The organism is Nonomuraea sp. NPDC003214, assembly GCF_053590035.1.
In genome coordinates this window covers 26956-48869 of the sequence record NZ_JBSFSX010000001.1, presented here as the reverse complement: position 1 = coordinate 48869, position 21914 = coordinate 26956, and the positions used below count along the sequence as shown (strand labels likewise).

Genomic DNA, 21914 nt, shown 5'->3' with positions numbered 1-21914 from the left:
AGGTCAGCGGCGTGACGTTGACTGCGTGCATGCACACAGGCCCCGTCGACTCCGCCCGGGTCCCGCGTTTCGCCGGACCCGCCACCTTCGCCCGTCTGCCCCGCCTCGACGAGGTGGGCCGCGCCGACGTGGCCGTGGTCGGAGTGCCGTTCGACAGCGGCGTCTCCTACCGGCCCGGCGCCCGGTTCGGCCCGTCGGCCGTGCGCGAGGCGTCGCGGCTGCTGCGGCCCTACCACCCCGGCCTGGACGTCTCCCCGTTCGAGCGGGTCCAGGTGGCCGACGCCGGCGACATCGCGGCCAACCCGTTCCACATCGGCGAGGCCATCGAGAGCATCGAGGCCGCCGCCGACGCGCTGGACGCCCGGCTGGTGACGATCGGCGGCGACCACACGATCGCGCTGCCGCTGCTGCGCTCGGCCGCCAGGAAGCACGGGCCGGTGGCGCTGCTGCACTTCGACGCCCACCTCGACACGTGGGACACCTACTTCGGCGCCGAGTACACGCACGGCACCCCGTTCCGGCGGGCCGTCGAGGAGGGCATCGTCGACACCGAGGCGCTCAGCCACGTCGGCATCCGCGGCCCCCTCTACGGCAAGAAGGACCTGGAGGAGGACCGGCGGCTCGGCTTCGGCATCCTCACCGCCGCCGACGTGCTGCGGCGCGGCCTCGACGAGGTGATCGACGCGCTGCGGCAGCGGATCGGCGACCGGCCGCTGTACGTGTCGGTCGACATCGACGTGCTCGACCCGGCGCACGCCCCCGGCACCGGCACCCCGGAGGCGGGCGGCCTGACCAGCCGCGAGCTGCTGGAGATCCTGCGCGGCCTGGCCGGGACGAACCTCGTCGGCGCGGACGTGGTCGAGGTGGCCCCCGCCTACGACCACGCCGAGATCACCTCCGTCGCCGCCTCCCACGTCGCCTACGACCTGGTCAGCCTGCTCGCCCTGCGGGAGAAGCCATGAGCACGAGCATCACCGAGATCGAGACGTACGGCGTCGAGCGCATCCCCGACGCCGAGCGCACCGCCCGGCCGGTCGACCTGTTCCGGGTCGCGTTCGGCGGCGCGAACACCTTCGCCACCTGCGTGCTGGGCGCCTTCCCCATCCTGTTCGGGCTGTCGTTCTGGCAGGGGCTGGCCGCGACCGTGCTCGGGCTGGCCGTCGGGGCGCTCATCCTGGCGCCGCTGTCGCTGTTCGGGCCGCTGAACGGGACCAACAACGCGGTGTCGTCCTCGGCGCACCTGGGCGTGCACGGCCGGATCGTCGGCTCGTTCCTGTCGCTGCTGACGGCGATCGCGTTCTTCTCCATCTCCGTGTGGTCCTCCGGCGACGCGCTCGTCGGCGGCGCGCACCGGCTGGTGGGGCTGCCCGACACCGACGTCACCTACGGCGTCGCGTACGCGCTGTTCGCCGGGCTCGTGCTGGTGGTGTGCGTGTACGGGTTCCGCTTCATGCTGTTCGTCAACAAGATCGCGGTGGCGGCGGCGTCGCTGCTGTTCGTGCTGGGCGCGGTCGCGTTCGCCGGCGACTTCGACCCGTCCTACCCGGGGACGCTGGCCGCCGGTGACCCATTGTTCTGGCCGTCGTTCATCGGGGCGGCGCTCATCGTGCTGTCGAACCCCGTGTCGTTCGGCGCGTTCCTGGGCGACTGGTCCCGCTACATCCCGGCCTCGACGCCGCGCTCGAAGGTGATGGCCGCCGCGTTCCTGTCGCAGATCGCCACCATCCTGCCGTTCTTCTTCGGCCTGGCCACCGCGTCGATCATCGCCGCCAAGGCCGCCGAGTACATGGACCCGGCCGCGCCCAACTACGTCGGCGGGCTGCTGGCCATCGCGCCCGCCTGGTACTTCGTGCCCGTCTGCCTCATCGCGCTGATCGGCGGCATGTCCACCGGCACCACGTCCCTCTACGGCACCGGGCTGGACTTCTCGAGCGTCTTCCCGCGCTTCTCGCGGGTGCGGGCGACGGTGTTCATCGGGACGCTGTCGATCGTGTTCATCTTCGTCGGCCGCTTCGCGGCCAACCTCACGCAGAGCATCTCCACGTTCGCCACCCTCATCATCACCTGCACCGCGCCGTGGATGGTGATCATGATGCTGGGGTACGTGACCCGCCGGGGCTGGTACGACCCGGAGGCGTTGCAGGTGTTCAACCGGAGACAGACAGGCGGCCGCTACTGGTTCGCCCACGGCTGGAACGCGCGGGGGCTGGCCGCCTGGCTCGTCTCGGCGGCGCTGGCGCTGGCGTTCGTCAACCTGCCCGGCCAGTTCGTCGGGCCGCTCGGCGGGCTGGCGGGCGGGATCGACATCTCGCTGCCGGTCGGCCTGGGCACGGCGGCGGTGCTCTACCTGGCGCTGCTGGCCGTCTTCCCCGAGCCGCGCGAGGTCTACGGCCCCGACGGGCCGCGCCTGGTGCGCTCGGCCGACACCCCGGTGCCGCCGATCGCCGGGGCCGAGGCGGCGGCGTGAGCGGCGAGCTCGTCGACCTGTCGGTGCCGCTGGCCACCGGGATGCCGGTCTACCCGGGCGACCCCGAGGTGAGCGTCGAGCCCGCGCTGACCACCGGCCGCGACGGCGTCAACGTGCTGCGGCTGCACCTGGGCTCGCAGTCGGGCACGCACGTCGACGCGCCCTATCACGTCGACGACACGCTGCCCCGGCTCGACGCCCTGCCGCTGGACCGGTTCGCCGGGCCCGCCGTGGTGGTGGACGCGCGCGGGCTGGGACCGCGGGCCGCCATCACGCCGGAGCGCCTGGGGGCCGTGCCTGCCGGGGCGCCGATCGTGCTGGTGGCGACCGGCTGGTCGGCCCACTGGGGGAGCGAGGCGTACCAGGCGCACCCGTACCTGACGGAGGAGGCGGCGGAGCTGCTGGTCGCGGCGGGGACGCGGACGGTGGGGATCGACGCGCTGAGCGTCGACCCGACGCCGGCGGCGGACTTCCCGGCGCACCGGGTGCTGTGCGGCGCCCACGCGGTGATCGCCGAGAACCTCACCGGGCTCGACCGGCTGCTGGAGGCGCAGGCGGCGGGCCTGGCCGTCGAGGTGTGGCTGATGCCGATCCGGCTCGACGGCGCCGACGGGGCGCCGGTGCGGGCGGTGGCCCGCCTGGGTCAGCGCGTGCCCCAGGAGTAGGTCTGCTTGCGCAGCTTCAGGTAGACGAACGACTCGGTGGCGCGCACCGCCGGGATGGCGCGGATCTTGCTCAGGATCTCCAGCAGGTGGCTGTCGCCCTCGCACACCACTTCCACGATGACGTCGAAGGAGCCCGCCGTGAGCACCACGTAGTCGATCTCCGCGATCGCCGACAGCTCGTCGGCCACGGCCTCCAGGTCGCCCTCGCAGGTGACGCCGATCATGGCCTGGCGGGGGAAGCCGAGCGTCAGCGGGTCGGTCACCGCGACGATCTGCATGACCCCGGCCTCCTGGAGGCGCTGGACCCGCTGCCGCACGGCCGCCTCGGACAGGCCGACCGCCTTGCCGATCGCGGCGTAGGGTTTGCGGCCGTCCGCCTGGAGCTGCTCGATGATCTGCTTGGCCAGGTCGTCGAGAACGACCGGACCCGGCGAGGCGCCGGAGCCGCGGCGCACCCGAGGCGGCGTCGTCATGGCGAGGAATCCTCCTAGCGGTCCGGCGTTACGGGGGCGTTCCCGCCGGGTTGCCGTCCTGGTGCGACATGTTGTCAGTTCTCGGCGCTCTGTCAAGCGAATTCGTAGCAATTTGATATCTTCACCACGAAATCCCTTGTCCTGATGCAAGTGCTCTGTAAGAGTCGCGGCATCTCAGCCACCCCACCAGGAGGTCATCACCTTGACCACCCGTCTGCAGAACTACGTCAACGGTGAGTTCGTGGACGCCAAGAGCGGCCGTTTCTCCGACGTCGTCGACCCGTGCACCGGGGAGGCCTACCTCCAGGCCCCGATCTCCGGCGCCGAGGACGTCGACGCGGCGTACGCCGCCGCGGCAGCCGCGTTCGAGTCGTGGGGGCGGACGACCCCGGGGGAGCGGGCGAACCTGCTGCTCAAGGTCGCTGACGCGATCGAGGCGCGGGCCGACGAGATCAACGAGGCCGAGTGCCTCAACACCGGCAAGCCGCGCGCCCGCATGGCCGAGGACGAGACCCCGGTCGCCGCCGACCACTTCCGCTTCTTCGCCGGCGCCGCCCGCACCCTGGAGGGCCCGACGGCCGGGGAGTTCCTGGCCGAGCACACCAGCGTCATCAGGCACGAGCCGATCGGCGTCATCGGCCAGGTCACGCCCTGGAACTACCCGATGATGATGGCGGTCTGGAAGATCGCCCCCGCGCTGGCGGCCGGCAACACGATCGTGCTCAAGCCGTCCGACACCACCCCGGCCTCCACGCTGAAGCTGGCCGAGATCCTGGGCAGCGTGCTGCCCGCGGGCGTGTTCAACGTCGTCACCGGCGACCGCGAGACCGGCGCCCTGGTCGTCGGCCACCCGACCGCCGCCATGGTCGCCATCACCGGCTCCGTCGGCGCCGGCATGTCGGTGGCCAGGAGCGCCGCCGACGACCTCAAGCGCGTCCACCTGGAGCTCGGCGGCAAGGCGCCCGTCGTGGTCTTCGACGACGTCAAGGACCTGCGCAAGGCCGCCGCCGACATCGCCGTCGCCGGCCTCTACAACGCCGGCCAGGACTGCACCGCCGCCTGCCGCGTGCTCGTTCAGGAGAGCGTCCACGACGAGTTCGTCGCCGCGCTCGCCGAGGCCGCCGCCGCGACCGTGACCGGCGACCTGTCCAACGAGGACGCGCTGTACGGCCCGCTCAACAACGAGCAGCAGCTCGCCCGCGTGCAGGGCTTCGTCGAGCGCGCCCCCGCGCACGCCAAGGTGGTCACCGGCGGTCACCGCGTGGGCGAGAAGGGCTACTTCTTCGCCCCGACCGTCATCGACGGCCTCAAGCAGGACGACGAGATGGTGCAGAACGAGGTCTTCGGCCCCGTCATCACCGTCCAGACGTTCACCGACGAGGCCGACGCCCTGGCCAAGGCCAACGACGTCCGCTACGGGCTGAGCAGCTCGGTGTGGACCTCCGACCACGGCCGGGCCATGCGGATGTCGAACCGGCTCGACTTCGGCGTCGTGTGGGTCAACACGCACATCCCGTTCGTCTCGGAGATGCCGCACGGCGGCTTCAAGCACTCCGGCTACGGCAAGGACCTCTCGGTGTTCGGCCTGCACGACTACACGAGGGTCAAGCACGTCATGCACTACATCGGCGAATAACGTACAAGGGACGAAACCTGGATATGGCCGAGCAAGGTTTGATCGAGCGGAGTGCGATCGAGCTTGAGGGGGTCGTCAAGGAATACCTCTCACATGGCGAGGTCGTCCAGGCGGTCAAGGGCGTGACGCTGGACATCGCCGAGGGGGAGTTCTTCTCCCTCCTCGGCCCGTCCGGGTGCGGCAAGACCACGACGATGCGCATGATCGCGGGCTTCGAGGAGCCCTCCAAGGGCGTGGTCCGGCTGCACGGCCAGGACGTCACGAACGTCCCGCCGAACCGGCGTGACGTGAACATGGTCTTCCAGTCCTACGCGCTGTTCCCGCACATGAGCGTGTGGGACAACGTGGCCTTCGGGCTGAAGCAGAAGAAGACGGCGCAGGAGGAGGTCCGGCGGCGGGTCGGCGAGATGCTGGAGATCGTCGACCTCGGCGGCCGGGAGAAGCGCCGTCCGCGCGAGCTGTCCGGCGGGCAGCAGCAGCGGGTCGCGCTGGCCCGGGCGCTGGTCAACCGGCCGCGCGCGCTGCTGCTCGACGAGCCGCTCGGCGCGCTCGACCTCAAGCTCCGCCAGGCGATGCAACTGGAGCTCAAGCGCATCCAGCGCGAGGTCGGCATCACGTTCGTGTACGTGACGCACGACCAGAGCGAGGCGCTGACCATGAGCGACCGCATCGCGGTCATGAACGACGGCCGCGTCGAGCAGCTCGCCGGGCCGCGCGAGATCTACGAGCGGCCCGCCAGCACCTTCGTGGCGGGCTTCATCGGCACCTCCAACCTGCTGTCCGGCACCGCGGCCGGCGGCGTGCTGGAGACCGGCGGCGGCCGGGTGCTGGTGCCCGGCCACGACGGCGAGGTGTCGGTGACGATCCGGCCCGAGAAGATCCGCATCTCCGCGGACAAGCCCGACGGCGAGCTGAGCGCGCTGCCGGGCACCGTGGCGGAGGTCGTCTACCTGGGCACCTACACCAGCTATGCCGTGACCCTCGCCGACGGGGCCGAGATCACGGTGTTCCAGCAGAACGCGCAGGACGCGACCACCACCGCGGAGCGGGGCGACTCCGTGTGGCTGTCGTGGCAGGCGCGCCACTCCTACGTGATGGAGAGTCGATAGCACATCATGGACCGCCTGCACACCCCCGCCCTCGTCAGAGGGATGACCCAGCCCCGCACCCGCCGCGACGCGTTCAGGCTGGCCGGCCTGTCCGCCGCCGGGCTCGCGCTGGCCGCCTGCGGCGTTCAGGGCCAGAAGGCCGCGCCCCCCAAGCCCGACGCCGTCAAGGACTTCTGGGCCAAGCAGAAGCAGAACGGCAAGGTCGTCTTCGCCAACTGGCCCGAGTACATGCCCGAGGACCACGGGCCGCTGAAGAAGTTCCAGCAGGAGACCGGGATCTCCTACGAGTACAAAGAGGACATCAACGAGAACGCGGAGTTCTTCGGCAAGGCCGACCCGGTGCTGCGGGCGGGCCAGTCGCTGGGCTACGACATCGTCGTGATGACCAACGGCATCCAGCTCCAGCACATGATCGAGCTCGGCTACGCGGTGGCGCTCGACCAGAGCAGGATGCCGAACTTCCAGGCCAACGCGGGCGCCAAGTACAAGGAGCGCTCCTACGACCCCGGCAACGTCTACACGATGCCCTACGCCTCCGGCGTGACCGGGATCGCGTACAACACCAAGTACGTCAAGGACGAGCTGACCAGTATCGAGGCGCTCTTCGACGCCAAGTACGAGGGCCGGGTCGGCATGATGGCCGACGCCCAGGAGATCGGCAACTTCGGCATGATCGCCCTCGGCGTCGACCCGGAGAAGTCCACCGAGGACGACTGGAAGCGGGCCGGCGAGAAGCTCAAGGCGCAGCGCGAGGCCGGGATCGTGCGCAAGTACTACGACCAGAACTACATCGACGCCGTCTCCAGGGGCGACGTGTGGCTGACCATGGCCTGGTCGGGCGACGTGTTCCAGCGGCAGCTCGCGGGTGAGCCGGTCAAGTTCTACGTGCCCGAGGAGGGCGGCACGATCTGGACCGACAACATGCTCATCCCCAAGAACGCCGCCAACCCCGTCGACGCCATGACGCTGATGGACTACTTCTACAAGCCGGAGATCGCCGCCGAGCTGGATGAGTTCATCCAGTTCGTCACGCCGGTGCCCGCCGTGCAGGACCTGCTGCGCAAGAAGGCTGAGACCGCCTCGGGCGAGGACAAGCAGGCGCTGCTCGACATGGCCGACAGCCCGCTGATGTTCCCCACCGAGGCCGACTACGCCAAGCTGCGCAACTACACCAAGCTGACCACGGCGCAGGAGCAGGTGTTCAACCCGATCTTCCAGTCGATCACCCAGGCCTAGGCCGATGCGACGTCTCACCCCCTACCTGCTCGCGCTGCCGGGCTGGATGTGGCTGGCGATCTTCCTGGTGGTGCCGCTGGCCGCGATGGCGTCGGTGTCGCTGCAGACCGGCAACGTGATCGACGGCTTCGTCATGACGTTCAGCGTCTCCAACTACGGCGACGCCATCGGCGGCTACAGCACCCAGCTCGTCCGCTCCCTCGGGTACGGGGCGTGCGCCACGGTGGCGATGCTGGTCATCGGCTACCCGGTGGCGTACTGGATCGCGTTCAAGGGCGGCAGCCGCAAGTCGGTCTACCTGTTCCTGCTGCTGCTGCCGTTCTTCGTCTCGTTCGTGCTGCGCACGATCTCGTGGGGCTTCCTGCTGGCCGACGACGGCATCCTGCTCGGCACGCTGAAGTCGTGGGGGCTGCTGCCGGCCGGCTTCCACGTGCTCGCCACGGCGTTCGCGGTGGTGGCGGGGCTGACGTACAACTGGCTGCCGTTCATGATCCTGCCCATCTACGTGGCGCTGGAGCGGGTCGACCCGCGCGTGGTGGAGGCGGCCCAGGACCTGTACGCGACGCGCGGGGCGGCCTTCCGCAAGGTGGTGCTGCCGCTGTCGCTGCCGGGCGTGTTCGCCGGGGTGCTGATGACGTTCGTGCCGGCGACGGCCGACCCGGTCAACGCGCAGGTGCTCGGCGGCACCGGCAACACCATGATCGGCAACATCATCCAGACCGAGTACCTGGTCAACAACGACTACCCGACGGCCTCGGCGCTGTCGTTCACGCTGATGGCGGTGCTGCTGGTGGGCATCTTCGCGTACGCCAGGGTGCTGGGCACCGAGAACGTCCTCGAGGCGGCGGCCCGATGAGGGGCGGCAGGCTGGGCGATCGGCTGCTGCACGCCTACACCTGGCTCATCATCGCCTGGCTGTCGGCGCCGATCGCGGTCATGGTGCTGTTCGGCTTCAACGACAAGCAGAGCAAGTCCAACGCGAGCTGGCAGGGCTTCACGCTGCGCTGGTACGAGGAGCTGTTCGCGATCGAGGGCCTGACCGAGGCGCTCGCGAACTCGCTGAAGGTCGCGCTGGCCAGCACCGTCATCACCGTGGTGCTCGGCACGACGCTGGGGCTGGCGCTCGGCAGGCACCGCTTCCGCGGCCGGGGCGCGACGAACTTCCTGGTGTTCGCCGCGATCTCCACGCCCGAGCTGGTCATGGGCGCGTCGCTGCTGTCGCTGTTCGTCTCGGCCGGCGTCTGGCGCGACGGGATCACGATCACGATCGCGCACGTGCTGTTCTCGCTGTCGTTCGTGACCGTGACGGTCCGGGCCAGGGTCGTCACGCTGGACCCGGCGCTGGAGGAGGCGGCCAAGGACCTCGGCGCGTCCGCGTGGGGCACGTTCCGGCAGGTCACGCTGCCGTCGATCATGCCCGGCGTGCTGGCCGGGGCGATGCTGGCGTTCGCGCTGTCCATCGACGACTATGTCGTCACGAGCTTCGTCAACGGCTCCACCCCGACGTTCCCGCTGTGGATCATCGGGTCGGTGAAGACGGGCATTCCCCCGCAGGTGAACGTGATGGGTACGCTGATCTTCGGCATCGGCGTGCTGATCGCGATCGTCAACGCGGTCGCCGCCCGCCGCCGGATGTGACACGTACTTCTCGGCCACGAGCAGTTTCCGACCCAGAACAGGGAGGCGAGATCGGATTCCGGCGGGGGGAACCCGCGCGTGATCACCAATTTGGTCCCGCAATTTCACAAAATAAGACACCGTAAGGGAAGTGGGATTTGTGGATCCGCTGAAGGCGCTGGCTGACGCGGAGCGCAAGCCGTACTGGCTGGACAGCCCGGCCAGACCCGAGCCGCGACCGCGGCTCGACAGCAACACCACCGCCGACCTGGTCGTCGTCGGCGGAGGCTTCTCGGGGCTGTGGACAGCCCTGATGGCCAAGGAACGCGACCCCGGCCAGGACGTCGTCCTGCTGGAGGGCCGCCGCATCGGCTGGGCGGCATCCGGCCGCAACGGCGGGTTCTGCATGGCGACCCTCACCCACGGCCTGTCCAACGGGCTGGAGCGCTGGCCGGACGAGATCGACCGGCTGGAGCGCATGGGCGCCGACAACCTCGACGAGATCGAGCGGACGCTGGAGCGCTACGGCGTCGACTGCTCCTTCGAACGCACCGGAGAGCTCAACGTCGCCACCGAGCCGTGGCAGCTCGACGCTCTCCAGGAGAACCTCGACGTCATCGACCGGCTCGGCCTCGACTACGTGCCCCTCGACCAGGACCAGGTCCGGGCCGAGGTCAACTCGCCCACCTACCTGGGCGGGCTGTGGGAGCGCAGCGGCTGCGCCATGCTCGACCCGGCCCGGCTCGCCTGGGGACTGCGCGACGCGTGCGTGCGCCTCGGCGTGCGGGTGTACGAGCGCAGCCCGGTCCGCTCGATGCACGACGACGGCGTCACGATCGAGCTGCGCACCCCCCGGGGCGCCGTGTCCGGCCGCCGGGTGGCGCTCGGCACCGGCGTCTTCCCGCCGCTGCTGCGCCGGCTCAAGCACTTCGTGGTGCCGGTGTACGACTACGCGCTGATGACCGAGCCGCTCAGCGACGCCCAGCTCGCCGAGATCGGCTGGCGCAACCGGCAGGGCGTCGGCGACTCGGCCAACCAGTTCCACTACTACCGGCTGACCGACGACAACCGCATCCTGTGGGGCGGCTACGACGCCGTCTACTACAACGGCGGCCAGGTCAAGGCCGAGTACGACCAGCGCGACGAGACGTTCGTCAAGCTCGCCGGGCACTTCTACACCACGTTCCCGCAGCTCGACGAGGTGCGCTTCACCCACCGGTGGGGCGGCGTGATCGACACATGCAGCCGGTTCAGCGCCTTCTACGGGCAGGCGCACGGCGGCAGGCTCGCCTACGCCACCGGCTACACCGGCATGGGCGTCGGCGCCACCCGTTTCGGCGCCAACGTCATGCTCGACCTGCTCTCCGGCGAGCGGACCGAGCGGACCGAGCTGCGCATGGTCAAGGAGAAGCCCGTCCCGTTTCCTCCCGAGCCGGTGCGGTCGGGGGTGATCCAGTTCACCCGCTGGTCCATCGCCCAGGCCGACCAGCACCAGGGCAGGCGCAACCTGTGGCTGCGCACCCTGGACCGGATGGGGCTCGGCTTCGACTCCTGATCGCGACGCCCGCGGCCCCGCGCCGCGGGCGTTCCGCGTCACACTGGGAGCATGAGAGTCGAGTTCGCCGTCGACGGCGTCGTGCTGGTGGGAGACCTGCGGGTGCCCGGCGGGCCGGGGCCGCACCCCGCCCTCGTGTTCACCGGCCCCTTCACGGGCGTGCGTGACCAGGTCACCGGGCTCTACGCCGAGCGCCTGACCGCCGAGGGCTTCGTCACGCTCGCCTTCGACCATCGCAACTGGGGCGAGTCGGGCGGCGAGCCGCGCTGCCACGAGGACCCCCAGGGCAAGCTGCACGACCTGCGCGCGGCGGTGTCGTTCCTGCGCGCCCGGCCCGAGGCCGACGCCGGCCGGATCGGGGCCGTGGGCATCTGCCTGGGCGGCGGCTACGCGCTCAAGTTCGCCGCCTTCGACCCCCGGGTCAAGGCGTTCGCGGGCATCGCCGGGGCCTACAACAACCCGTACGCGATGCGGTCGGGCATGGACTACGCGGCGGTGCTGACCTCGTTCGCCGAGGTGCTGGAGCGCCAGGACCAGGGCGGGCCGGTCGCCTACCTGCCCGCGGTGGCCGAGGAGGGCGAGGCCGCCATGCCCGGCGACGAGCCGTACGCCTACTACGGGACCGACCGCTCCGCGTCCCCCCACTGGGAGAACCGGGTCACCCGGGCGAGCGTCCGCGAGCTGGTCACGATGGACAACATGATGGGCGCCGACTTCCTGCCGCCCCGCCCGGCACTGATCGTGCACGGCGTCGTGGACCGGTTATGCTCGCCGGAGGGCGCCGAGGAGGCGTACAAGCGGCTCGACGAGCCCAAGCGGCTCGTCTGGATCGACGCCAAGCAGCACGTCGACCTCTACGACCGCGAGCCGTACGTGACGCAGGCCGTCGAGGCGACGGCCGGGTTCCTGCGCGAGCACCTCTAGGGTTGGCGCGCGCGGCGGCTGGGCAGGAGATCGGCTGACCCCCGGTGAGATCACGGGGGGTTGGGCGTGCGTGCGCGATCATGGGCCGCGGTGGCGGTTCTGCTGCTGGTGACGGGGTGCGAGAGCGAGGCCGCGGCGCCCGTGCGGGGCTCGGCGGGCGTGGCGGCGCGGCTGCCCGCCCCGGCGGCCCGGTGCGTGCTGACGCTGCCCGACGCGAAGGCGGGCCGGACGGCCAAGGCCAGGCTGACACGCCAGGTGGCCCGCTACCTCGACCGCAGGCCGGGGCGCGTCGCCTACAGCGCGCTCGACCTGGTCTCCGGCGTGACGATCGGCCACCGCGCGCACGAACGCGGCATGATCACTGCCAGCGGGTCCAAGGTCGACATCCTCATGGCCCTGCTGGCCCGCCGGAAGCAGCCGCTGCGCGGCAGCGAGCGCGACCTGGCCGCGCGCATGATCAGGGAGAGCGACAACCAGGCCGCCGACACGCTGTGGTGGCGGGCCGGCGGCGGCCCCGGGCTGGCCGCCTTCTACCGCAAGCTCGGCCTGCGCGAGACGACGCCCGGAGCGGGCCGCTACTGGGGCGGCACCACCACCACGCCCGCCGACCGCGTCAAGCTGCTCGAACTGCTCGCCGAAGGCGGCAGGGGACTGCGGGCCGCCGACCGGGAGCACGTGCTCGGGCTGATGGGCCGCGTCCACCGCGACCAGGACTGGGGCGTCAGCGCCGCCGCCAGGCCCGGCGACCGGGTGGCGCTCAAGAACGGCTGGACGCCGCGGCCGTTCGTGCACAACACCTGGGCCGTCACCAGCTACGGCCGCGTCACCGGGCCGGGGCGCGACCTGCTGCTGTCGGTCCAGACCGACCACCAGCCCGGCGAGAGCCACGGCATCGCCACCATCGAGGGCCTGGCCAAGCTCGTCGGCGACCGCCTGGACGCCCTCGCGCCCAGCAGGACCCGGGCCTGCGAGGCCGGGCCGACCGCGTAGGATGACTCCGTCGCGTCTCGCACGCGCCTGATAGACCGCTCGGCGGCCGGCCCTCTGCCGGTATCACCCCGGTCGAAGCCCACCAGACGGTGCGCTCCTCCGGGACGGCTCCGTCTTGACCTGGACGGAGACCCCCTTTGAAGAGCTACCTCCCGGTGCTGGCCACGCCCGGCGCCTGGCGCTTCCTGCTGCCCGCCCTCGTGGCCCGGCTGCCGTTCGCGATGACCCAGCTCGGCGTCCTGCTGCTGGTGGAATGGTCCACCGGCGCCTACGGGCCCGCGGGCGTCGCCGCCGCGGCGGCCGCCGTGTCCCAGGCCCTCGCCGGGCCCCGCTTCGGCCGGCTCGCCGACCGCCACGGCCAGGCCAGGGTCCTCGTCCCGCAGGTCGGCGCGCACGCACTGGCCCTCGGCGGGCTGGTGGCGCTGGCCGCCGCCCACGCCGCCGTCCCGCTGCTGGTCGCCGCCGCCGCGCTGACCGGCGCGAGCGCGCCCCAGGTGGGCGCGATGGTCAGGGCCCGATGGGCGCACCGGCTCAGCGGCCCGGCGCTCAACACCGCCTTCGCCGTCGAGTCCGTCACCGACGAGCTCACCTTCACCCTCGCCCCGGTCGTCCTCGTCGCCCTGTCGACGTCGTACTCGCCGGCGGTGGCGCTGCTCGTGGCGCTCGTCCTCGTCGTCACCGGCACGCTCACGTTCGCCGCCGTGCGCACCGCCGCCCCGCCGGGCTCGGCCCGCTCGGCGGCCTCGCCCGGCCCGGGGCGGGCGGCCGGGGTGCTGCGCCTGCGCGGCGTCGCCCTGCTGGCGACCGCCTTCCTCGCGATGGGGTCGGTGTTCGGCAGCCTCCAGGTCGGCATCACCTCGCTGACCGAGGCCCTGGGCACCGCCGCCTCCGCCGGACCCGTCTACGGCGCGTTCTCCGGCGCGAGCCTGGCCGGCGGGCTGCTGTACGGGGCCGTGCGCTGGCGCGTCCCCGCGACCGTCAGGCTCGGCTGCGGGCTCGTCCTGCTCGCCGCCGCGACCAGCGCCCTCGTCCTCGCCGGCTCCCTGCCCCTGCTGTACGGCGCGGCGGCGCTGGCCGGGCTGGTGATCGCGCCCGTCGTGATCACCGGCTACACCATCATCGACGGACTGGTGCCCGCCGCCGCCCGCACCGAGGCGTTCACCTGGCTCAACGGCGCCATCGGGCTGGGCATCGCCGTCGGCTCGTCGGCGGCCGGGCAGCTCGTGGACCGGTTCGGCCCGTCGCTCGCCTTCGTCGTGCCGCCGCTGATCACCGGCCTGGCGGCGGCCCTCGTCCTGGCCCGCCGCCGCTCCCTGCTGCCCCGCCCGGCCGTCACGAGTGAGCGCGTGCCAGCACTTCCTCGGGGATGACCTTCGGCACGCCGCGCAGCCCGACCAGCGCCAGCAGAGCCACCAGCGCCAGCATGCCGGCCGTGGCGAGCGAGGTGACGTGCACCGCCTCCACGAACGCCGTCCGCGCCGCGAGCACGAGCTGCCCGGCCTGCTCGGCGGGCAGCGTCTCGGCCAGCGCCATCGCCCCGGCGATCGACTCCCTGGCCTGCTCCGCCGGCACCCCGGCGGGCACCCGCACCCCGCTCGTGTAGGTGCTGTTGAGCACGGTGCCGAGAATCGCGATGCCCAGCGCGCCGCCCAGCTCGAACGACGTCTCCGACACCGCCGCGGCCGCCCCCGCCCGCCGCGCCGGCGCCGTGGCCAGCACGTTGTCGTTGTTGACGGTGAACGCCAGGCCGATCCCCATCCCGCCCAGCATCATCACGGCGGCGATGGCCAGGTAGTTCACCTCCATGCCGAGCGTGCTGTAGTAGAGGAACGACAGCGCGTTCATCGCCAGCCCCAGCGCCACCACGCCGTTCCTGCCGATGACGCCGATGAGCTTGCCGGCCAGGACGCCGCCGATGGCGCCGCTCAGGCCGCCCGGCAGCCCCGCGAGCCCCGCCTGCAGCGGCGACCAGCCCAGCACGAGCTGGAAGTACCAGGCGAAGATCAGCGACATCGCCATCATCGTGAAGATGGCCAGCAGGTTCGTGCTGATGGACGCGGTGAACGCGCGCCTGCGGAAGAGCCGCACGTCGATCAGCGGCTCGGCCAGCCGCGTCTGCCGCCACACGAAGACCACCAGGCAGAGCAGGCCCAGCGCGGCGGCGACGAGCACGTCCGCGTCGGGACCCCGGTGCGCCACCTCCTTGACCGCGTAGATGACCGCCACGACCCCGGCGAACGAGAGCACCACGCTCGGCAGGTCGATCCGCCCGGCGTCCGGGTTGCGCGACTCCGGCAGCACCAGGAAGCCCCACACCAGCACCACGGCCATGATCGGCAGGTTGATCAGGAAGACCGAGCCCCACCAGAAGTGGTCGAGCAGCAGCCCGCCCACCACCGGCCCCACCGCGAACCCGGCGGCGCTCATGCCGCTCCAGATCCCGATGGCCGTGGTCCGCTCGGCGGCGTCGGTGAACACGTTGCGGATGATCGACAGCGTGGACGGCATGATCGTGGCCCCGGCCACGCCCAGCAGCGCCCTGGCCACGATCAGCAGCTCGGGGTTGGGCGCGTACGCGGTGACCGCCGAGGCCGCGCTGAACGCCACCGCCCCGATCAGCAGCAGCCGCTTGCGGCCGATCCGGTCACCGAGGTTGCCCATCGTGATGAGCAGGCCGGCCAGCGCGAACCCGTAGATGTCGCCGATCCACAGGAGCTCGGTCGAGCTCGCGCCCAGGTCGCCGACCAGCCGGGGCAGTGCGAGATGCAGGACCGTCATGTCCAGCGAGAGCAGGAGCGTGGCCAGGCAGGCGACAGCCAGACAGGCCCATTTCTTCGTCATGCCGCCACTGTCGCGGCAGGCGCTGACCGCCCGCCTACCGCCGGCTGACGGCCCCGCCGACCCGCGTCAGCAGGGCGGCGACCCGCTCGCGCACGTCGGCCGTGCTGTGCCACTCCTCCGGGCACTCCTGGCTCGCCTGCTCGGCCCACCGCCGCGCCGTGGCGAGATCGCCCGCGGCCAGCGCCAGCTCGCCCAGCCCGCAGTGCGCCCGGGCCAGCGTGTCGGACGCGCCGATCCGCCGCGACAGGCGCGCGGCCTCCCGGTAGTCGGCACGCGCCCCCTCCAGGTCGCCGACCCGCGCCCGGGTGTCGGCCCGGCGGCACAGGTTGTCGCTGGTGTCGGCCAGCGCGCCCAGCTCGCGCGACAGCCGCAGCGCCTCGTCGGCCATCGCCGCCGACGCCGCGTAGTCGCCCTGCATGAACGCCACGTCGCCGAGCCCCGACACCACGAGCATGGCGCCCCACCGCTCGCCCATCGCCCGGAAGATGTCCAGCGACTGCTCGAACTGCGCCTTGGCCTCCTCCAGCCGGCCCTCGAACTGCATGATGAACGCCTCGCCGCTGTGCATGAGCGCCCGCTGCCAGGGCGGCAGCCGGTCGACGAGCTGCCGGGCGACGTCCACCGACCGGTAGTCGGTGGGCGGGCCGGTGAACATCGGCAGCAGCAGCGTCAGGAACTCCAGCCGCCGCAGCAGGTACTCCTCCGGCAGCAGCCCGTGCAGCGCCTCCAGCCGCGCCGCCATCTGGTCGTCGATCGCCCGCCCGGTCCAGGCGGCGACGAGCACGCACATCGCGTACTCCTCGTCCATGCCCTCCGGGACCGTGTCGTCCAGCCGCCCCAGCAGGTCGGCCGCCAGCGTCGCGCTGGTGACCCGGTGCCCGCGCATCCACCAGTAGCAGGCGGAGTAGGCCACCAGGCGCAGCGCCAGCTCGGTCCGGCCCGACTCCGTCGCCCACCGCACCGCCGCGTTCAGGTCGTCGCCGGCGGAGTCCAGCCGGGCCAGCCACTCCAGCTGCTCGCTCCGCCGCAGGTGGGCGTCGGCCGTGCGGACCAGCTCCAGGTGGTAGGCGGCATGCCTGTCGCGCAGCTCGTGGCTCTCGCCCGACTCCTCCAGCCGCTCCGCGCAGAACGCCCGGATCGTCTCCAGCATCCGGTAATGGCCGCCGACGGACTCGACCAGCGACTTCTCCGCCAGCGAGAACAGCACCTCCTCCGGCTCCCCGCACACCCGCTCGGCGGCCTCCGCCGTCGCCCCGCCCACGAACACCGTCAGCCGCCTGGCCAGCCGCTGCTCCGCCTCGTCCAGCAGGTCCCAGCTCCACGCCACCACCGCGCGCAGCGTCTGGTGCCGGGGCAGCGCCGTCCGGCTCCCGCGCGCCAGCAGCCGGAACCTGTCGTCCAGCCGCGCCGCCACCTCCCCCACCGTCAGCGTGCGCAGCCGGGCCGCGGCCAGCTCGATGGCCAGCGGCAGCCCGTCGAGCGCCCGGCAGATGCGCGTCACGTCCGCGGCGTTGCCGTCGCCGACCGTGAACCCCTGCCGCACCGCCGCCGCCCGGTCGGCGAACAGCCGCACCGCCGGATAGCCGAGCGGGTCGGCGGCGTCCGGCGGCGGCAGCCGCAGCGGCGGCACCGGCAGGATGCGCTCGCCGATGATGCCGAGCGCCTCCCTGCTGGTCGCCAGCACGCGCAGCCCCGGGCAGGAGGCCAGCAGCAGGTCGGCCAGGTCCGCCACGGCCTCGACCAGGTGCTCGCAGTTGTCCAGGACGAGCAGCAGCGTGCGGTCGGCGAGCGCGGTGACCAGCCGCTCGGCCGGCTCGACGGCGGGCAGTTCGGCGCCGTGCGTGCGGTCGCGGATGTCCAGCGCGGCCAGCACCGCCGCCGCCACCTCCGCGCCGTCGGACACCGGCGCGAGCTGCACGAAGCACACGTCGCCTTCGGCCCGCCCGGCCACCTCGCCCGCCAGCCGCGTCTTGCCGGAGCCGCCCGGGCCGATCAGCGTGACGAGCCTGGCCTCGGCCAGCTCGGCGCGCACCTGCGCGAGCTCCTCGGCCCGGCCGACGAAGCTGGTGAGCTGGGCGCGCAGCCCCTGCCGGGTCGAGCCCGCCGCCGGCGCGCCCAGCGACGGATCGGCCCGCAGCACCGCCAGGTGGGCGGCGGCCAGCTCCGGGCCCGGCTCGACGCCCAGCTCCTCGTCCAGGATGCGCCGCCCCTCCTCGAACGCGGCCAGCGCCTCCGCCTGCCGGCCGCTGCCGTACAGAGCGCGCATGAGCTGGGCGCGCGGCCGCTCGCGCAGCGGATGGTCGGCGGTCAGCCGTCTCAGCTCGGCGACGACCTCGCGGTGGCCGCCCAGCGCCAGGTCGGCCTGGACGCGGTCCTCGACGGCGGCCAGGCGCAGCTCCGACAGCCGGGCCGCCGCCGCCTCCGCGTGCGGCGCGTCGGCCAGCGCCGTCCCGCGCCACAGCTCCAGCGCCTCGCGCAGCAGCGCCGCCGCCCGGCGGGCGTCACCGGCCGCCAGCGCCTCCCGGCCCTGACCTGCCAGCCGCTCGAACCGGTGCGCGTCGACGTCCAGCGGATCGGCCACCAGCCGGTAGCCCGCCGGATGGAACTCCACCCGGTCCCGCCCCAGCACCCGGCGCAGCCTCGACACCTGCGACTGCAGCGCGTTGGCGACCCCCTCCGGCGGGCGCGACCCGTACAGGCCGTCGACGAGCTGCTCGGCGCCCACCACCCGGCCGGCCTCCAGCGCCAGCAGCGCGAGCAGCGCGCGCACCCGGGGCCCGCCCAGCGGCACCGGGGTGCCGTCGTCGCCCAGCGCGGCGCTGGGTCCCAGGATCTCGAAGCGCATGCCCCGATTATCGTGGCTCGGGCAGCATGGCGGTGATGTCCGCGTAGGAGGGCAGGTCCGGCTCGTCCTGTCCGCGTACGGCCCGCAGCGCCGACAGGGCGCCGCGCAGGCTCGCCCGGTAGAGCAGCGAGCCGGTGCTCACCCGGGCGACGCCCACCCCGGCCAGCTCGGCGAGCGACGGGCCGCCCGGCTGGTAGAGCACGTTCACCGGCAACGGCGTGCTCTCCACCAGCCGGGCGATCTCCCCCAGATCGCTCAGACCGGGCACGAAGATCCCGTCGGCGTGCCCGTACGCGCGCACCCGCTCCAGCGTGTCGCCGGTCCCGAGCCAGCGGGTGTCGGTCCGCGCGTTGACGAACACGCCGTGCCCGCGGGCCGCCTCGATGATCGCCTGGTGGACGCCGATCGGCCGCAGCGTGCCGTCGGCCCGGCCGTCCTCCAGGTTGACCCCGGCCACGCCCAGCCCCGCCAAGGTCGCGATCAGCCCGGCCACCTCGCCGGGGTCGTCGCTGAACCCGCCCTCGACGTCGACACTGACCATCACGTCCAGCGTCCGCAGCGTCGCGGCGAGCGCCACCGTCTCGTCCCTGGTCGCGCCGCCCGCGTCAGGCTTGCCGTGCACGGCCGACACGCCCAGGCTGGTGGTGCCGACGGCCGCGTACCCCTCCCCGGCCAGCGCCGCGGCCGACCCGTAGTCCCACGCGTTGGGCAGCAGCAGCGGCTCGCCCGGCCGGTGCAGCGCCCGGAACCTCTCGCTCATCGTCCCTCCCCGATCTCCACCAGCGCGTCGAGCACCCCGGCGGCCAGCGCCAGCGCGTGCCGTGACGCCGGGCAGGGCCGCAGCCCGGCGCCGAACGTCAGATGCGGCGCCTCCCCGCGGGCCGGGTCGAACCGCTCCGGCGACGCGAACACCTCAGGGTCGCGGTTGGCGGCCACCAGGTCGATCACCACCTCGTCCCCGCTCTCGCGGTCCACCCGCCGCGTCACCTTCAGCGGCGGGTCGTGCCGCAGCGTCTCGTGCAGCAGGTCGTCCACCGCGACGCCGGGCGCCGCGTGGGCCAGCGCGTTGCCGATCAGCCCCTCGACGGAGGCGTGCGCCTGCAGCAGCAGCGTGACCAGGGCGATCCGCTCGTCCTCCGGCCCGGCCGCCCGCTCGGCGAGCTTCACCAGCTCGGCCACCGCCGCGTCGGCCGCGTCGGACTCCTCGCCGGACAGGTAGCCGGGCGCCGCCGCCCGGACGGCCTCGGCCAGGCGGCCGGGCTCCGCGAACCCGAGCGCCTCGCCCAGCACCTCCGTGGGCACGTCCCGCCACTCGCCCCGCCGGGCCGCCGTCAGCGCCCGGGCCGCCTCCCGCAGCGCCGCCGGGCCGAGCCGGGCGAGCGGCGCCGACAGCCTCGCCCGGCGGCGCGCGTGCTCCTCCCCGGAGCTGAACCTGGACACCCGGGCGCGCAGCCAGGCGAGCGTTCCCACCGGCGCGCCCTGCCGCACGGGCGGCGGCACGTACCGGGAGTCGGCGAGCACGGAACAGGCTTCGGAATGACGTGTGACGAGCATGTGATCACGCTAGCCCGGCAACGGTTCGCCGCCCGTCTAACCATGCCGGTCGTCCGCGCTGATCAGGCGACCAGCCGCTCGCTCTCCTGCGGCGGACGCACCGGCTCGGCCGCCGGGGCGGGAACCGGCGTCCGGGCGGCGACGGCGCGCCCGCCCGCGGCCACCGCCATGGCGACGATCAGCGCGATCTCGGCCACCACCAGCGCCCGCTCCAGCAGGCCGTAGTAGCCGGCGCCGCCGATCCACGCCGAGGTGAACGAGGCGGGGTGCGCCGCCAGGTAGACGGCCAGCGCGACCACGGACGTCAGGCTCAGCGCCCGGACCGCGTTCCAGCGCGGCAGCGCCTCCCGGCCCCGCGCCAGCGACCACCCGGCCACCGGCAGCGTGGTGAACACGACGGCGGCGGCCCACCGGTGGATCTCCCCGGTCAGCGTGCCGATCTCCGACCCGCCCGGATCGGTGGGGAAGACCGCGCTCATCATCAGCCCGGCCGCCGCAGCCAGCAGCAGCACCCTGGTCGCCGCCGTGCGCCCCGGCTCCCGTACGGCCAGCCCGTACGCCAGCGTCAGGCACGCCCCCGCGAGCGCCAGCATGCCGGCCAGCACGGGCAGCAGCCCGCCGGGCACCAGCGCGTAGTCGCTCAGCAGCGGCTGCGACGGCAGCGCGAGCTGCGCGTAACCGAGGGCGAGCACGGCGACCAGCGCCCCCGCCACCGTCCCGCCGACGGCGAACCCGATCGCGCCCTGCGGGGCGTCCTGCCTGGATGTCATCGCGTGACCTCGTCATAGATCTGCTCGAACCGGGCGAGCGACGTCTGGTGATCGTGGGTGAGCGCCAGCTCGCGGCTGGCCCTGCCCAGCCGCTCCCGCAGCGCGTCGTCCGAGAGGATGCCGGACAGGTGCCGGGCCAGCGCCATCACGTCGCCCGGCTCGTACAGGTAGCCGTTGCCCGCCACCAGGTGCGGCAGCGCCATCGCGTCGGCCGCCACCACCGGCAGCCCCGACGCCATCGCCTCCAGCGTGGCGATGCTCTGCAGCTCGGCGATGCCCGGCATGGCGAACACGTCGGCCGCGGCGAACGCCTGCGGCATGCTCTCGTCAGGCACGAAGCCGAGGAAGAACGTCCGCTCGCCCACCCCGATGCGTCGGGCCAGCCGCTCCAGCACCTCCCGCTGGTTGCCCTTGCCGACGAACGCCACCTGCGCGTCGGTGTCGTTCAGCACGTACGGGAGCGCGCGGACGATCTCGTCGAGCCGCTTCTCCTCGTCGAGCCGGCCGACGAACAGGACCGTGGGCCGGTCCGGCAGCCCGAACGCCTTGCGCGCCCACGCCTTCGGCTCCGCCCGAGGCTGGAACCGGGCCAGGTCGATGCCGCACGACACCGCCTCCACCTCGCGGGTGAAGCCCTGGTCGCTCAGCAGCTTGGCGGCCAGCGGCGTCGGCGTCGTGATGTGGTCGGCCTTGCCGAAGATCCGGCCGAAGTCGCGCCAGGCCAGCCGCCCGGCCTTGGCCCGCAGCCGCTCCGGGATGTGGCCGAACTGGAAGAGGTTGTCCGGCATGAAGTGGTTGGTCGCCACCACCGGGATGTCGCGGCGGCGGGCCGCGGCGATGGCCGCCCGGCCGACGACGAAGTGGCCCTGCGTGTGCAGCACGTCCGGCTCGATCGCGGCGACGAGCCGGTCCAGCCGCGTCGGGACGGTCACCCGCATGGTCGGGTGGACCAGCACCGGGGCCGAGCGCAGCCGGTGCACGATCACCCCGTCGACCACGTCCGCGCTGGCCGGGCCCAGGTCCGACTGGCACACCACGTGCACCTCGTTGCCGCGCTCGGCCAGGCCGGTGGCCAGCCGGTGGGTGAAGTAGGCGGCGCCGTTCACGTCGGGCGGGTAGGTGTCGGTGGAGATCAGGATGCGGCGCGGGCGGGCGGGGACCGGGACGAGGGCGGCCGAGTCGTCGACCGCGTGCAGGGGCATGGCCATGGTGGTGACTCCGTTGTGTCGAGG

19 protein-coding genes are annotated in these 21914 nt (G+C 72.9%); 12 read left to right on the top strand and 7 right to left on the bottom strand.

Features of this window, described 5'->3' with window-relative positions; translation table 11 throughout:
• The first annotated feature begins 29 nt into the window (after positions 1 to 29).
• From speB to ACWDXC_RS00205, 3 genes are read left to right on the top strand one after another with little or no spacing between them, the layout of a single operon-like run.
• Complete coding sequence (gene speB, locus ACWDXC_RS00215; RefSeq protein ID WP_357590396.1) at positions 30 to 962, top strand: agmatinase; 933 nt, start codon at positions 30 to 32, stop codon at positions 960 to 962.
• On the top strand, positions 959 to 2467 hold the full coding sequence (locus ACWDXC_RS00210; protein WP_357590394.1) for a purine-cytosine permease family protein: 1509 nt from the start codon (positions 959 to 961) through the stop codon (positions 2465 to 2467). Before speB ends, ACWDXC_RS00210 begins: the two co-directional genes overlap by 4 nt.
• Positions 2464 to 3132: a cyclase family protein gene (locus ACWDXC_RS00205; RefSeq protein WP_364180289.1), complete on the top strand. Its 669-nt coding sequence runs from the start codon at positions 2464 to 2466 to the stop codon at positions 3130 to 3132. Before ACWDXC_RS00210 ends, ACWDXC_RS00205 begins: the two co-directional genes overlap by 4 nt.
• On the opposite strand, the gene ACWDXC_RS00200 is transcribed toward ACWDXC_RS00205, so the two are convergent.
• Positions 3111 to 3605, bottom strand: coding sequence for an Lrp/AsnC family transcriptional regulator (locus ACWDXC_RS00200; protein WP_449976413.1), 495 nt, complete (start codon positions 3603 to 3605; stop codon positions 3111 to 3113). The genes ACWDXC_RS00205 and ACWDXC_RS00200 overlap by 22 nt on opposite strands.
• A 202-nt stretch (positions 3606 to 3807) precedes the next feature.
• On the opposite strand from ACWDXC_RS00200, the gene ACWDXC_RS00195 reads away from it, so the two are divergent.
• The 9 genes from ACWDXC_RS00195 (at position 3808) to ACWDXC_RS00155 (ending at position 14042) form a co-directional block, all read left to right on the top strand.
• The gene (locus ACWDXC_RS00195; protein ID WP_449976411.1) at positions 3808 to 5241 is read left to right on the top strand and encodes a gamma-aminobutyraldehyde dehydrogenase; all 1434 of its coding nucleotides are present in this window, start codon (positions 3808 to 3810) and stop codon (positions 5239 to 5241) included.
• Between the two features lie 38 nt (positions 5242 to 5279).
• A complete protein-coding gene (locus ACWDXC_RS00190; RefSeq protein WP_449976409.1) occupies positions 5280 to 6350 on the top strand; it encodes an ABC transporter ATP-binding protein in 1071 nt (356 codons plus the stop codon).
• 6 nt (positions 6351 to 6356) lie between these two features.
• A complete protein-coding gene (locus ACWDXC_RS00185; RefSeq protein ID WP_449976407.1) occupies positions 6357 to 7586 on the top strand; it encodes an ABC transporter substrate-binding protein in 1230 nt (409 codons plus the stop codon).
• Between the two features lie 4 nt (positions 7587 to 7590).
• Complete coding sequence (locus ACWDXC_RS00180; RefSeq protein ID WP_449976405.1) at positions 7591 to 8442, top strand: ABC transporter permease; 852 nt, start codon at positions 7591 to 7593, stop codon at positions 8440 to 8442.
• A complete protein-coding gene (locus tag ACWDXC_RS00175) occupies positions 8439 to 9224 on the top strand; it encodes an ABC transporter permease (RefSeq protein WP_449976403.1) in 786 nt (261 codons plus the stop codon). The genes ACWDXC_RS00180 and ACWDXC_RS00175 overlap by 4 nt, the downstream gene beginning before the upstream one ends.
• A gap of 139 nt (positions 9225 to 9363) precedes the next feature.
• The gene (locus ACWDXC_RS00170; protein ID WP_364180494.1) at positions 9364 to 10758 is read left to right on the top strand and encodes an NAD(P)/FAD-dependent oxidoreductase; all 1395 of its coding nucleotides are present in this window, start codon (positions 9364 to 9366) and stop codon (positions 10756 to 10758) included.
• A 51-nt stretch (positions 10759 to 10809) separates the two neighbouring features.
• Positions 10810 to 11682 (top strand): alpha/beta hydrolase, encoded by an 873-nt coding sequence (locus tag ACWDXC_RS00165; RefSeq protein WP_449976401.1) that lies wholly within the window; start codon positions 10810 to 10812, stop codon positions 11680 to 11682.
• 90 nt (positions 11683 to 11772) lie between these two features.
• The gene (locus ACWDXC_RS00160; protein ID WP_449976399.1) at positions 11773 to 12672 is read left to right on the top strand and encodes a serine hydrolase; all 900 of its coding nucleotides are present in this window, start codon (positions 11773 to 11775) and stop codon (positions 12670 to 12672) included.
• Positions 12673 to 12809: 137 nt separating this feature from the next.
• A complete protein-coding gene (locus tag ACWDXC_RS00155) occupies positions 12810 to 14042 on the top strand; it encodes an MFS transporter (RefSeq protein ID WP_449976397.1) in 1233 nt (410 codons plus the stop codon).
• On the opposite strand, the gene ACWDXC_RS00150 is transcribed toward ACWDXC_RS00155, so the two are convergent.
• From ACWDXC_RS00150 to ACWDXC_RS00125, 6 genes are all read right to left on the bottom strand, one after another.
• On the bottom strand, positions 14005 to 15513 hold the full coding sequence (locus ACWDXC_RS00150) for a DHA2 family efflux MFS transporter permease subunit (protein ID WP_449976395.1): 1509 nt from the start codon (positions 15511 to 15513) through the stop codon (positions 14005 to 14007). The two genes, ACWDXC_RS00155 and ACWDXC_RS00150, sit on opposite strands and share 38 nt — an antisense overlap.
• Before the next feature lie 34 nt (positions 15514 to 15547).
• The gene (locus ACWDXC_RS00145; protein WP_449976393.1) at positions 15548 to 18358 is read right to left on the bottom strand and encodes a BTAD domain-containing putative transcriptional regulator; all 2811 of its coding nucleotides are present in this window, start codon (positions 18356 to 18358) and stop codon (positions 15548 to 15550) included.
• Positions 18359 to 18365: 7 nt separating this feature from the next.
• Entirely contained in the window at positions 18366 to 19118 is a 753-nt protein-coding gene (locus tag ACWDXC_RS00140) for an isocitrate lyase/PEP mutase family protein (protein WP_449976391.1), read from the bottom strand.
• A complete protein-coding gene (locus ACWDXC_RS00135; protein ID WP_449976388.1) occupies positions 19115 to 19912 on the bottom strand; it encodes a cytochrome P450 in 798 nt (265 codons plus the stop codon). Before ACWDXC_RS00135 ends, ACWDXC_RS00140 begins: the two co-directional genes overlap by 4 nt.
• 62 nt (positions 19913 to 19974) lie before the next feature.
• Positions 19975 to 20682: a DUF998 domain-containing protein gene (locus tag ACWDXC_RS00130; protein ID WP_449976386.1), complete on the bottom strand. Its 708-nt coding sequence runs from the start codon at positions 20680 to 20682 to the stop codon at positions 19975 to 19977.
• Positions 20679 to 21884 (bottom strand): glycosyltransferase, encoded by a 1206-nt coding sequence (locus tag ACWDXC_RS00125; protein WP_449978130.1) that lies wholly within the window; start codon positions 21882 to 21884, stop codon positions 20679 to 20681. Before ACWDXC_RS00125 ends, ACWDXC_RS00130 begins: the two co-directional genes overlap by 4 nt.
• Positions 21885 to 21914: the final 30 nt, after the last annotated feature.